13 protein-coding genes and 1 pseudogene are annotated in these 12,119 nt (G+C 41.5%); 6 read left to right on the forward strand and 8 right to left on the reverse strand.

Features of this window, described 5'->3' with window-relative positions:
• Window positions 1-64: 64 nt before the first annotated feature.
• The 3 genes from radA to HMPREF2867_RS06880 are packed head-to-tail and all read right to left on the reverse strand — an operon-like array spanning window position 65 to window position 2,346.
• On the reverse strand, window positions 65-1,426 hold the full coding sequence (radA, locus tag HMPREF2867_RS06870; protein WP_072903619.1) for a DNA repair protein RadA: 1,362 nt from the start codon (window positions 1,424-1,426) through the stop codon (window positions 65-67).
• Window positions 1,423-1,890, reverse strand: coding sequence for an isochorismatase family protein (locus tag HMPREF2867_RS06875; protein ID WP_070576661.1), 468 nt, complete (start codon window positions 1,888-1,890; stop codon window positions 1,423-1,425). The genes radA and HMPREF2867_RS06875 overlap by 4 nt, the downstream gene beginning before the upstream one ends.
• A gap of 9 nt (window positions 1,891-1,899) precedes the next feature.
• Complete coding sequence (locus HMPREF2867_RS06880; RefSeq protein WP_002886985.1) at window positions 1,900-2,346, reverse strand: dUTP diphosphatase; 447 nt, start codon at window positions 2,344-2,346, stop codon at window positions 1,900-1,902.
• 206 nt (window positions 2,347-2,552) lie between these two features.
• Here HMPREF2867_RS06880 and HMPREF2867_RS06885 point away from each other — a divergent pair, with 206 nt between their 5' ends.
• The 6 genes and pseudogenes from HMPREF2867_RS06885 to galU all read left to right on the forward strand — a co-directional run bounded on the left by HMPREF2867_RS06885 (window position 2,553) and on the right by galU (window position 7,973).
• Window positions 2,553-3,155, forward strand: a complete 603-nt coding sequence (locus tag HMPREF2867_RS06885; RefSeq protein WP_002886986.1) for an NADPH-dependent FMN reductase — start codon at window positions 2,553-2,555, stop codon at window positions 3,153-3,155.
• Window positions 3,156-3,173: 18 nt separating this feature from the next.
• A complete protein-coding gene (locus HMPREF2867_RS06890; protein WP_070576664.1) occupies window positions 3,174-4,424 on the forward strand; it encodes an NAD(P)H-dependent oxidoreductase in 1,251 nt (416 codons plus the stop codon).
• A 116-nt stretch (window positions 4,425-4,540) separates the two neighbouring features.
• Window positions 4,541-5,332, forward strand: a complete 792-nt coding sequence (locus HMPREF2867_RS06895; RefSeq protein WP_070576667.1) for a formate/nitrite transporter family protein — start codon at window positions 4,541-4,543, stop codon at window positions 5,330-5,332.
• Between the two features lie 8 nt (window positions 5,333-5,340).
• The gene (locus tag HMPREF2867_RS06900) at window positions 5,341-5,901 is read left to right on the forward strand and encodes an MptD family putative ECF transporter S component (protein WP_070576671.1); all 561 of its coding nucleotides are present in this window, start codon (window positions 5,341-5,343) and stop codon (window positions 5,899-5,901) included.
• 118 nt (window positions 5,902-6,019) lie between these two features.
• Window positions 6,020-7,042 (forward strand): NAD(P)H-dependent glycerol-3-phosphate dehydrogenase, encoded by a 1,023-nt coding sequence (locus HMPREF2867_RS06905; protein ID WP_060971571.1) that lies wholly within the window; start codon window positions 6,020-6,022, stop codon window positions 7,040-7,042.
• Between the two features lie 17 nt (window positions 7,043-7,059).
• Window positions 7,060-7,973: pseudogene (galU, locus tag HMPREF2867_RS06910) on the forward strand (UTP--glucose-1-phosphate uridylyltransferase GalU).
• Window positions 7,974-8,018: 45 nt separating this feature from the next.
• On the opposite strand, the gene HMPREF2867_RS06915 reads toward galU, so the two are convergent.
• The 5 genes from HMPREF2867_RS06915 to HMPREF2867_RS06935 all read right to left on the reverse strand — a co-directional run bounded on the left by HMPREF2867_RS06915 (window position 8,019) and on the right by HMPREF2867_RS06935 (window position 12,025).
• Window positions 8,019-8,693 (reverse strand): rhomboid family intramembrane serine protease, encoded by a 675-nt coding sequence (locus HMPREF2867_RS06915; RefSeq protein ID WP_002891988.1) that lies wholly within the window; start codon window positions 8,691-8,693, stop codon window positions 8,019-8,021.
• Window positions 8,684-9,211, reverse strand: a complete 528-nt coding sequence (locus tag HMPREF2867_RS06920) for a 5-formyltetrahydrofolate cyclo-ligase (protein ID WP_070576673.1) — start codon at window positions 9,209-9,211, stop codon at window positions 8,684-8,686. Before HMPREF2867_RS06920 ends, HMPREF2867_RS06915 begins: the two co-directional genes overlap by 10 nt.
• Before the next feature lie 68 nt (window positions 9,212-9,279).
• Window positions 9,280-10,413: an N-acetyldiaminopimelate deacetylase gene (locus HMPREF2867_RS06925; protein ID WP_070576676.1), complete on the reverse strand. Its 1,134-nt coding sequence runs from the start codon at window positions 10,411-10,413 to the stop codon at window positions 9,280-9,282.
• Window positions 10,414-10,488: 75 nt separating this feature from the next.
• On the reverse strand, window positions 10,489-11,187 hold the full coding sequence (dapD, locus tag HMPREF2867_RS06930) for a 2,3,4,5-tetrahydropyridine-2,6-dicarboxylate N-acetyltransferase (RefSeq protein ID WP_070576679.1): 699 nt from the start codon (window positions 11,185-11,187) through the stop codon (window positions 10,489-10,491).
• A gap of 85 nt (window positions 11,188-11,272) precedes the next feature.
• Complete coding sequence (locus tag HMPREF2867_RS06935; protein ID WP_070576682.1) at window positions 11,273-12,025, reverse strand: HAD family hydrolase; 753 nt, start codon at window positions 12,023-12,025, stop codon at window positions 11,273-11,275.
• Between the last annotated feature and the right edge of the window lie 94 nt (window positions 12,026-12,119).

Genomic DNA, 12,119 nt, shown 5'->3' on the forward strand with positions numbered 1-12,119 from the left:
AAAAGTATAGCATCGAACAGGTATTTTTGCAAGCGCTTCCAAATTCTGGCTTTGAGGTATTTTTTTAAGAAAAGACTTTTTTGAGTACTTCTCCCACTGTCGTAACTCCAACGACCTGGATACCTTCTGGAATTTTCATGCCATGCAGGGAATTCTTCGGAGCATAAATCTTAGTAAAACCTAATTTAGCAGCTTCATTAATGCGCTGTTCAATGCGAGTTACTCGGCGAATCTCTCCAGTCAACCCAATTTCTCCTATAAAAGCTTCTTGTGGATTGGTTGGAAGCTCCTTGTAACTAGAAGCAATCGCAACCGCTACAGCAAGGTCAATAGCTGGCTCGTCCAATTTGACACCACCAGCCGATTTGAGATAGGCATCTTGATTTTGGAGAAGAAGGCCACAACGTTTCTCTAAAACAGCCATAATGAGGCTGACACGGTTAAAGTCCAGTCCCGTCGTTGTCCGCTTGGCATTACCAAAGACGGTTGGTGTCACCAAGGCTTGAACTTCAGCTAGGATAGGTCTGCTACCTTCCATTGTCACAACAATGGCAGAACCTGTAGCACCGTCTAGGCGTTCCTCTAAGAAAACCTGGCTAGGATTTAGCACCTCTACCAAACCACCAGACTGCATCTCAAAAATCCCAATCTCATTGGTTGAACCAAAACGGTTTTTGACTGCTCGTAAAATACGGAAGGTATGATGACGTTCCCCCTCAAAATAGAGCACAGTATCCACCATGTGTTCCAACATACGTGGTCCTGCCAGCTGTCCCTCCTTGGTCACATGCCCAACAATAAATGTGGCAATGTTATTGGTTTTGGCAATCTGCATGAGTTCAGCAGTGACTTCACGAACCTGAGATACAGAACCTTGAACGCCAGAAATCTCTGGACTCATGATGGTCTGAATAGAGTCGATAATGAGGAAATCGGGTTTTATGGCCTCTACTTGGCTGCGAACGGCTTGCATATTAGTCTCAGCATAAAGATAAAATTCGTTATCAATATCACCTAAACGTTCGCTCCGCAATTTGATTTGCTCGGCAGATTCTTCTCCAGATACATAGAGGACCGTACCCTTGTTAGCCAGTTGCGTTGACACCTGTAAGAGGAGGGTTGATTTCCCTATCCCTGGATCTCCTCCAATAAGAACCAGACTGCCCGGAACCACACCGCCACCTAAAACACGGTTAAACTCGTCCATATCAGTCTTTATGCGGGCATAATTGATTGAGGATACTTCTTTTAATTTAGTTGGTTTAGACTTTTCACCCGTCAAACTGACACGGGCATTTTTCACCTCCTGCACCTCAACCTCTTCTTCAAAAGAGGACCAAGAAGAACAGTTGGGACAGCGCCCTAGATATTTGGGTGAATTGTAGCCACATTCTCGACAAACAAAAGTTGATTTTTTCTTTGCTATGATAATTCTCCTTCTACGATTACTCCGACAGAATGCCACTTATGCAATGTTTTTTTAAATTTCTTCTGGTTGGCAACTCCGACAGCGGACAAATCAACAGAAACCTGATAATTCTCCTTGACAGCTGCCAAAATGGAAGCCTTGACACAGCCATTGCCATCTACCCCTATAAACTCTAAGCTTTTAGCAGCATTCCCCTCCAGAAACTCTTTTAAATCTGGATTAGTAAAGCAAGAAGCCCGACGCTTCTCAAAGATACAAGAAGATACAAGCAGCAAGCCGGTCGTAAATTTCTTCTTTCTATCTTTTCTCTCCCAGAAAAAACGATTGAGAATATAGATAACCCGGTCGCTGGGATAGCTAGCAATTTTGTCATTTACAGCTGCAATCAGTTCTTCATGATACGCTTTTCCAACAGCAACATAATCTGACTGCATATCTACAACTAATAAATAGTCTGCCATATTCTTTCTCTATTTCCCTGTCGATCCGAAACCACCTGTACGAACACCGTCAGCTTCATCTCCATCTACAATTAAGAAGGGCATAAAGACACCTTGAACGATGCGTTCCCCAACTTCAAGAGTCACGGGCTGATCCGTAATATTTTTCATCTGGGCGAAGATGTGACCCTCATTCCCTGGATTTCCATAGTAATCGCCATCAATAACTCCAACAGAGTTGATCAAGACCAGACCTTTTTTGCGAGGATTAGAAGAACGATCATAAAGATATAGCACCTCACCCGCTTGCATATAAGCCTTGACCCCAGTTGGGACGAGGACGATTTCTCCTGGTGCAATCACTGTGCGCTCTGCCACCTTTAAGTCGTAGCCAGCTGCATGGGCTGTCTCCCGTTTTGGAAGCAAGTCCTGATTGGTATAGGTTGATACAAGTTCAAATCCACGAATTTTTGTCATTATTTTTCCTTTCGATACATCTATAAATTAATTCTTGTAAAACTAGCCATGCTAGCTTCAGACTTTTAAATCTATCCTATTATAATCTATTCGAAATAAGATGACAAAGGTAATAGTCTAATCACTTTCTCATTAAACGAAGATTGACTTTTAACCAGGAAAACGCTAACATAATAATAGATATAATACTTTTAAGGAGAATTGTCATGAAATTCATCGGACTTGTTGGTACGAATTCAAAACGTTCAACTAATAGACAATTATTGCAATATATTCAGAAACATTTTGCAGATAAGGCAGACATCGAACTTGTTGAAATCAAAGACCTCCCTGTCTTTAACAAACCCGCTAACAAACAATTGCCAGAAAGTGTCCTTGAAATCGTTAAAAAAATCGATGAGGCTGATGGGGTTATTATTGGAACACCTGAGTATGACCACTCAATTCCAGCTGTTCTCATGAATGCTTTAGCTTGGGTCTCATACGGTGTTTTCCCTCTTTTGAATAAGCCTGTTATGATTACAGGAGCATCTTATGGAACTCTAGGAGCTTCTCGTGCACAGCTACAACTTCGTCAAATTTTGAATGCTCCAGAAATCAAAGCTAACGTGCTTCCAGACGAATTCTTGCTTTCACATTCCCTTCAAGCTTTTGATAGCAACGGCGATTTAGTTGACCTCGATGTCATCAAAAAATTAGATGCTATTTTCGATGACTTCCGTCTCTACGTCAAAATTACTGGTAAACTCTCACATGCTACAGAGTTATTACATAAAGAAGCTGAAGACTTCGACTGGGAAAGCCTATAAGACAGGAGAATATAAAATATGAAATTTGTTGGACTCGTTGGAGCAAATTATGATCAATCATATAACCGTAAACTGCTCGAATTTATCAGAAGACATTTTAAAATTAAATTTGAACTTGAAGTTTTGGAAATTGATGAAGTTCCTATGTTTAACCAAGATGAAAAATGGAATGAAAGTTTCCAACTTCGCTTACTTAATAACAAAATTACACGCGCTGACGGTGTCATCATTGCAACACCTGAGCACAACCACACTATCTCTGCAGCACTTAAATCAGTATTAGAGTGGCTATCATTCGAAGTGCACCCTTTTGAAAACAAGCCTGTAATGATTGTTGGTGCTTCTTACTACGACCAAGGAACTTCACGTGCCCAAGTGCATTTGCGTAAAATCCTTGAAGCGCCTGGTGTTAATGCTTATACACTTCCAGGTAATGAATTCTTGCTTGGAAAGGCTAAAGAAGCTTTTGACCTTGAGGGGAACATTACTAACGAAGGTACTATTAATTTCCTTGAACAATGCTTAGACAATTTCATCCAATATGTAGGAGTGGTTTCTAAATTGAAAAAACCAAAACCAATTGAACCTGAAGACTTGGATTGTAACAACCCAATCGCTACAACTGTTACCGAAGTTGATCCTGACGATCCAGAGTGGGTAGAAAAAGTAGCTGAAATCACTGGTGCGGTATCTGGTGATACCTACGTGAAATTGGACCACGGTATTTTGACGGTTAATCAAATTGACATGTTCCTCAAGGCTATGCCATTTGAATTGACCTATGCCGATGATAACAACCAGTTCCTCTACTACAACAACGCCCATCAAGATCCTGACACTATGTTTGCCAAACGTGTGCCACCTCAATCTGGTAGCCGTATGTCAACTGTTCACGGCTCACTTCCACCAGCTCGTATGAAAAATGTGGAATGGGTTATCGGTACACTGCGTAATGGTAACCAAGAATATGTTCGTACGATTGTTCCTGGGTCACCTGAAGGAGTTATCAATACGCATAACTATCAGGCTATGTACTATGATGATGGTTCTTATGCAGGAATCAATGAAATCGTCTTTAACTTTAAACCATGGCTTGACTGGTATCTCGAAACAACTGGTCAACGCCTTGTCGGAGGAAGCGGTCCTTTTGCACCAGCTGCAGCTAGTCATGGCGGTAGCGACGCCACATCTGGTGCATCAGATGCGGGTGGTCATGGTGGCGACGCAGCCCCATCCGCAGATGCCACATCTGGAGCATCCTCATATTAAGACTTGGAAAAGTTGGGACAACTGTCCTGACTTTTTTTCATGGTCATCCTAGATTAAGTTTCACTCGAGCTTGCGCATTTGCCATGCTCCATGCCACATATTTTAGAGGTAAACCTATGTCTCAATTTCAAGAAAAAGTATTCGCTGCTTGTGCTAAAAAAGAAGCTCTCTTTGACGAAAGTCTGGGGCGCTATGCCTTGCGTTCTATGCTTGCAGGAGCTTATCTTACCATGTCGACTGCTGTAGGAATTATTGGTGCGGATGTTATCGCAACAGGTATTCCAGCCCTTTCTCGTTTTGTCTTTGCCTTTATCTTTGCCATCGGACTGGTCTTCGTTCTCATATTCAATGGAGAGTTGGCTACTTCAAACATGATGTTCCTGACCAGTGGTGCCTATTATGGTAAAATCAAATGGAGCAAGATGTGTACCATCCTCCTCTACTGTACCTTCTTTAATTTTGTCGGTGCCCTTATCTTGGCCTGGTTCTTCAACCAATCCTTCTCTTTCCAACATTTGACTGACAAGAGCTTCTTAGTTACTGCTGTCTCAACCAAGCTTGGAAAAACAGATTGGATGAACTTTACAGAAGGTATTACAGCGAATATGTTCGTTAATATTGCCATCTTGGGCTACATGCTCCTCAAAGAAGAATCTGCTAAAATTTTCATTGCGCTATCAGCTATCTTTATGTTTGTATTTTTGATTAATGAACACTTGATTGCTAACTTTGCCTCTTTCATGTTGCTCGGTTTCAACGGTGTGCGTGACGCTGTAGGTAATTTCACTTTGGCAAATATTCTACGTCAGTGGATAGTCGTTTTCTTCGGTAACTGGATTGGCGGAGGTATTTTCATTGGTTTGGCATACTCTTGGCTCAATAAAACTAAAACACCTCACATTGATTAGGAGACCTCATGCGTCAAAAGACATTCATCAAACAAACCAGTCTAGCTATTCTACTCTATTTTATTTGCCTAGCCCTTGCAGTTGCCATTGATTTAATCTTTTTCAAAGTCAAAAATATGTATCATACGCCTGCTTTAGCTGCTATCTTTGCAGGTTGGGTCTATTTGGGGCTTATCAGAAAAACTAAACAATTTGGAGCTATTACCTGTCTGGGTATCTTTATGTCCCTCTTCTTCTTTGCCTCTGGGCACTTTGTTCTAGCCTTTCTTCCTAGCTTTTTAGCCGGCCTTGTCGCTGATTTTCTAGCTAAGAAAGGGAACTATGAGAATAATAAACTTAATCTACTCTCCTATATGATTTTTTCCCTAGGGAACTTAGCACCCATTATCACCATGTGGCTTGCGCCCAAAGCTTATATCGCACAGCTCCTGGCCAAAGGGAAAACTCAAGATTATGTCAATCAAGTTATGGTTCCCTTTACAGGCAGTCATGTCTTAATCCTGATTGGAGGAACGCTCATGGCTGCCCTCATTGGAGGCTACATTGCCCAAAATTGGCTGAAAAAATAAATGGCCATCAGCCTTCCTAACAGAGAGTACAAGACAAACATGCTTTTCTTATGTTATAATGAAAAAGAATACAGTCTTTTTCTACTTTGTTAGAAAGGACCTAAAGGGAGACCTAATGATGAAAAAACAAAAAATCGCTGTCTTGGGCCCTGGTTCATGGGGAACTGCCCTTGCTCAGGTACTCAACGACAACGGACACGAGGTCCGTATTTGGGGAAACATCCCTGAACAAATTGATGAAATTAACGAGAAACACACCAACACCCGCTACTTCAAGGATGTGGTTTTGGATGAAAATATTAAAGCCTACAAGGAACTGTCTGAAGCCCTAGATAGTGTCGACGCTGTTCTCTTTGTTGTTCCAACCAAGGTTACTCGCTTAGTTGCTAAACAAGTTGCCGAACTTTTGGACCACAAAGTCGTTGTCATGCATGCTTCAAAAGGATTGGAACCCGGAACACACGAACGTCTTTCAACAATCCTTGAAGAAGAGATTCCTGAGGAACTTCGCAGTGACATTGTTGTCGTATCTGGTCCAAGCCACGCTGAAGAAACTATCGTTCGCGATATCACTTTGATTACAGCAGCATCTAAGGATCTTGAAGTGGCACGCTATGTCCAAGGCATTTTCAGTAATAACTACTTCCGCCTCTACACCAATTCAGATGTGATTGGTGTTGAAACAGCTGGTGCTCTTAAAAACATTATCGCGGTAGGTGCAGGTGCCCTCCACGGTATGGGATATGGGGACAATGCTAAGGCAGCCGTTATTACTCGTGGACTTGCAGAAATTACTCGTCTTGGTGTGAAACTCGGTGCCGATCCTTTGACTTACAGCGGTCTATCTGGGGTTGGTGACCTTATTGTTACAGGAACTTCTATCCATTCACGTAACTGGCGTGCTGGGGATGCGCTCGGTCGTGGAGAAAAGCTAGAAAACATTGAACGTAACATGGGAATGGTTATCGAAGGTATTTCAACCACAAAGGTTGCCTACGAAATCGCCCAAGAACTCGGTGTCTACATGCCAATTACAACAGCAATCTACAAATCTATCTATGAGGGTGCTGATATCAAGGAATCTATTCTCAATATGATGTCCAATGAATTGCGCTCTGAAAATGAATGGGATAAAAAATAAAAATCTAAGGAGTTCTCATGAAGAATCAAAAAGTTAAAAAAGCTATCATCCCCGCTGCAGGACTCGGGACACGCTTTTTACCAGCTACTAAGGCCTTGGCCAAAGAAATGTTGCCAATCGTTGACAAGCCAACCATCCAATTTATCGTTGAAGAAGCCCTCAAATCAGGTATTGAAGATATCTTGGTGGTTACTGGTAAGTCAAAACGTTCTATCGAAGACCACTTTGATTCAAACTTCGAGTTAGAATACAACTTGGAACAAAAAGGTAAGACAGACTTGTTGAAATTGGTTAATGACACCACTGCTATCAACCTCCACTTTATCCGTCAAAGCCATCCGCGTGGTCTTGGAGATGCAGTTCTTCAAGCCAAAGCATTTGTCGGAAATGAGCCATTCGTTGTCATGCTTGGTGACGACCTCATGGATATCACTAATGACAAAGCAGTACCTTTGACTAAGCAGCTCATTAACGACTATGAGGAAACACATGCATCAACCATTGCAGTTATGCCTGTACCTCACGAAGAAGTTTCCTCATATGGTGTCATCGCCCCTCAAGGCAAAGGCGAAAATGGACGTTATAGCGTTGAAACTTTCGTTGAAAAACCAAATCCAGAAGATGCACCAAGTGATCTTGCTATCATCGGACGTTACCTTCTAACACCTGAAATTTTCGGTATTTTGGAAACTCAAAACCAGGTGCTGGAAACGAAGTCCAACTGACTGATGCCATCGATACACTTAACAAGACACAACGCGTCTTTGCTCGCGAATTTACTGGAGACCGTTATGATGTCGGTGACAAATTCGGATTCATGAAAACGTCTATCGATTACGCACTTAAACATCCTCAAGTTAAAGATAACCTCAAGCAATACCTCATTGACTTGGGCCACAAACTTGAAGGCAAAGCAGCTAAAAAAGACTAAAATAAAATCCATCGAACATAACATTCGATGGATTTTTCATATGGCTTAAAAATAAGTGAATCCTAGAAGAATCAGCAATAGTAAAATATAGGTTAAAAGAGCTGTAGAACGCCAACCTCTACTAAATAAGCGACTTTCAACCTTGTTGGCCAAAAAGATAGCTGCAAGAGCACCTCCAACTAAACCACCGAGATGGCCTGTAATCCCAACACTAGGTGTAAAAAGGTTGAAGATTAAGTTAATAACAATCAAAGCCAAATAATTACGGCCTAACTGATTAAGCAAGGGGCTGTGACTGTAATAACCAAGAATCACAACAGCCGCAAAAAGTCCAAACAAGGATGTCGAAGCACCAGCTGCAATAACATTAGGCGTAAAAAGTAAGGTAAAGGCATTTCCCATAACACCAGCTAACAAATAAAGCCCTAGAAAACGTAGAGTCCCAAAAATCTGCTCAGCCATTTTCCCCATAAAGTAAAGAGTAAGCATATTAAATAGAAAATGCTCAACACCTATATGCACAAAAATTGGTGTTACAAGACGCCAAAGGTTCAAGGGACTGTACTGAACAAACGCACCGTACATAGCTCCCATCTTAAAAAGGCTCAAAGGCGAGGTCGCTTGAAAGCCGTTTAAAAGATATTGACAGATAAAAGTCAACGTCGTAAGCCCCAACAATAGATAGGTTGCTGGGTATTTTTTCCACTCATTTACTGGCATGTGACGACCTCCTTAACAGGAATATCATAGCTGTCTGGTTGAAAATCATGTTTCTGGCAAGGATAAACCGTACTAACTGTCTCCCCTTCAAAATCAGACAAATAGCGGTCATAGTAACCTGCTCCGTAACCAATACGATAGCCTTCATCATTGAAAACTACTCCTGGCACATGAATCAAATCAATCTCTGATTTTTCCACAGCCAAATCAGACGCAGGTTCCATCAAGCCAAAAGAGGTTGCAACAAGATTATCTGGATCATAATCCACAAAAATCATTCGACCTTGTTTATATGTTTTAGGAATCAAAAGTCGTTTACCATCCTTTAAAGCCTGATTGATTAAAAGATTGGTATCATATTCATGAGGAAAAGACAAATAAGTCGCAATCACCTGAGCCTCTTTATAAGCAGGTAAGGCAATCAATTGCTCCAAAAGATGTTTATCTATCTTAGCCTTAGTCTCAGGTTCTTGTGAAGTTAATTGAGCCAAGACTGTTTTTCTAAGTTCATTTTTCATAGGTTTATCATATCAAAAAATCTACCAAAAGTCAGACTTGGTAGATTTTTTAGCTTTATCGACTCTGATTAGGCTTCTGCCTTGTGTTTAAGGAATTTTCCAATTTCAGCCACTGCAAAAGCGAGGGCATCTTCGTTTGGACTCATCTTAGGATGGTGAAGTGCATATGGCGTGTCGATTCCCAACCAGAACATGACACCAGGAACCTTACTAAGCAAATAACCAAAATCCTCTCCAGTCATAGCCGGTGGACAATCAATCAGGTTAACTTCTGGGCTAGCATCAAAGAAGGCCATCAACTCTTTGGCCAAGGCTGGATTATTTTCCACAGGAAGATAACCACCTTGTTTCAACATGATATCCACTTCCATACCAAAGCTAGCTGCTACACCTTCTGCAATCTGGCGCACGCGCTTCTGGATAAGGAGACTCATTTTCTGAGTAAGGGTACGAATAGTTCCATAAACCTCTGCAGTTTCAGCGATAACATTATTAGTAGTTCCTGCATGGAAAGAACCAAAGGTAACTACCCCACCCTGAATAGGGTCAACATTACGACTGACAATCGTTTGCACTTGAGTAATAAAGTAAGAAGCTGCTACAAGAGCATCATTGGCCTCATGTGGAAAGGCCGCATGTCCACCTTTCCCCTTGAAAGTAACGAGGACTTCACAAGTTCCAGCAAAAAGGGTACTTGTGTTAGTCGCAATATCACCTACCTTGAAATCTGGACGGACGTGGAGGCCATAGAACTCATCTGGCAACCAATCTCCAAAGGCACCAGCTTCATACATAAGCATACCACCAGCTTCATTTTCTTCGGCTGGTTGGAAGAGGAAGAGCATGTTATTTTTAGGCTGTACTTGAAGCATCTGGTCCAAAAGACCAAGTGCTGTGGTCATGTGCATATCGTGTCCACAAGCATGCATACGACCTTCATGAGTAGACTTGAAGTCAAGATCTGTTTCCTCTACGATTGGGAGGCCATCAATATCTGTACGCCAACCAATGGTTTTTTCAGGAGCATGCCCGTGAAGATAGACAAGAATTCCTGTACGCCAAGTACGTTGCTCCACAAAGTCCTTACCTTCAGTCATTCCAGCAATACGCTCTAAGAGATAAGCCTGAGTTTTAAATTCTTCCAAACCAATTTCAGGAATTTGGTGAAGGTCGCGTCTGATTTTAATTAAATCAAGTGTCATGTTTTGTCCTTTTTATTGTCTTATTTTATAGAGAATCTAGAAATAGAGGCCTTACAGGCCTCTACTATCAATATGTTACAAGTTACGCAAAGCGTCTTCGAGTGCTGTTTTTTGTTGTGTTTTTTCATCGATTTCCTTAATAATGCGAGCTGGAACACCAGCTACAACCACATTTTCAGGAACATCTTGAGTAACGATAGCTCCAGCAGCAACGACTGAACCGTTACCAACTTGAACACCTTCAATAACAACAGCATTAGCACCAACAAGAACGTTGTCACCGATACGAACTGGATCTGCTGAAGCTGGTTCAATCACTCCAGCAAGGACCGCACCCGCACCGATGTGGCTGTTTTTACCAACAGTAGCACGACCACCAAGGATTGCGCCCATATCAATCATAGTACCAGCACCGATTTCAGCACCGATGTTGATAACAGCGCCCATCATAACAACAGCATTATCTTCGATAGTTACTTGGTCACGGATAATAGCGCCTGGTTCGATACGCGCATTAAGGTGACGTTTATCAAGCAATGGAACAGCTGAGTTACGGCCATCTTGTTCTACAACGTAGTCCTTGTTTTCAGTCAAATTCGCAAGAAGTGGTTCGATATCTTTCCAGTCTCCAAAAAGAACATTACCAAGCTTAGTGACAGAAACTGGAACAGCGGTTGCCAATTCCCCTTCAAAAGTTACTTTAACATTCGTTTTCTTTTCAGCATTACCGATAAAAGCGATAATTTCTTGTGCGGACATTTTTTGTGCAGTCATGAGATTCTCCATTCACATAAAGTTAGGAATTATTATACCAAAAATTCTGATAATTGTCTTTGCTTTTGCCAAATAGAGTGTATTTTTATGTAAAATTTGTCTTTAGAGCCTCTATGTCAGTAATCACTCGATCTGGTTTGATTGGGGATTTCTCCAACTCTCGACGAGAATAAGGGAAGGTATTCAGCAAGATACCATCAATCCCAACTGCCTCAGCCACAGCAATATCAGTCGTCAGGTCATTTCCCACCATGACAGTATCAGATGGCTTTAACCCATGATCATCCAAAACTTGCTTTAAAAATTCAGGTTGAGGCTTACAGATACCCACATCCGAAGACAGGTAAATGGCATCAAAGTAAGGTCTTAACTCCATTAAGTCAATCTCAGCATTAGTAAAGGCTGCTTGAGCATTAGACAAGAGATAGAGACGACAACCCTGCTCTTTTAGAAAGGTCAAAACCTCCTTGGTATGCGGATAAGCTAACAACTGCTTACGAGATAAGACGCGAAAGACCATGGCTATCAAATTTCCCCAATCGTCCGGCTGACTAGAGTTACTAGACTGAGGCCGAGCATCTACATAAAGCTGGTTGAAAATGTGAGCTAAATCAACTTCTGGATAAGCAACTCCTTTAATCTCTATTAACTCCTTACGAGTCTGAGCCACACGCTTAGCATAAGATTTTTTAAGACCTTCACCCTTATAATCCGCCCCATAAGCTTGGTAAAGTTGGGCTAATTTATCCCATAACATAGGATCCTTCTCATCGGTTAGGATATCAACCAAGGTACCATAAAAATCAAAAATGTAGTTCTTATAGGCTCTATTTTTCATCACTTTTTACCCATTACTGAAACTTTCTTACTTATTGCTCCCATCATACACCTTTTAGGAAGACCAAACAAGCTAACTGAGATATTTTCCCATC

Origin of the sequence: Streptococcus sp. HMSC064H09 (assembly GCF_001812625.1) — a bacterium.
Classification (GTDB): domain Bacteria; phylum Bacillota; class Bacilli; order Lactobacillales; family Streptococcaceae; genus Streptococcus.

Coding starts and splice junctions, on each gene's coding strand:
- HMPREF2867_RS06935 (WP_070576682.1), bottom strand. CDS start 12,025: ATGAAAAATAGAGCCTATAAGAACTACATTTTTGATTTTTATGGTACC.
- HMPREF2867_RS06880 (WP_002886985.1), bottom strand. CDS start 2,346: ATGACAAAAATTCGTGGATTTGAACTTGTATCAACCTATACCAATCAG.
- HMPREF2867_RS06895 (WP_070576667.1), top strand. CDS start 4,541: ATGTCTCAATTTCAAGAAAAAGTATTCGCTGCTTGTGCTAAAAAAGAA.
- HMPREF2867_RS06900 (WP_070576671.1), top strand. CDS start 5,341: ATGCGTCAAAAGACATTCATCAAACAAACCAGTCTAGCTATTCTACTC.
- HMPREF2867_RS06890 (WP_070576664.1), top strand. CDS start 3,174: ATGAAATTTGTTGGACTCGTTGGAGCAAATTATGATCAATCATATAAC.
- HMPREF2867_RS06920 (WP_070576673.1), bottom strand. CDS start 9,211: ATGAAAAATGAACTTAGAAAAACAGTCTTGGCTCAATTAACTTCACAA.
- HMPREF2867_RS06885 (WP_002886986.1), top strand. CDS start 2,553: ATGAAATTCATCGGACTTGTTGGTACGAATTCAAAACGTTCAACTAAT.
- HMPREF2867_RS06875 (WP_070576661.1), bottom strand. CDS start 1,890: ATGGCAGACTATTTATTAGTTGTAGATATGCAGTCAGATTATGTTGCT.
- HMPREF2867_RS06905 (WP_060971571.1), top strand. CDS start 6,020: ATGAAAAAACAAAAAATCGCTGTCTTGGGCCCTGGTTCATGGGGAACT.
- HMPREF2867_RS06915 (WP_002891988.1), bottom strand. CDS start 8,693: ATGCCAGTAAATGAGTGGAAAAAATACCCAGCAACCTATCTATTGTTG.
- HMPREF2867_RS06925 (WP_070576676.1), bottom strand. CDS start 10,413: ATGACACTTGATTTAATTAAAATCAGACGCGACCTTCACCAAATTCCT.
- dapD (WP_070576679.1), bottom strand. CDS start 11,187: ATGACTGCACAAAAAATGTCCGCACAAGAAATTATCGCTTTTATCGGT.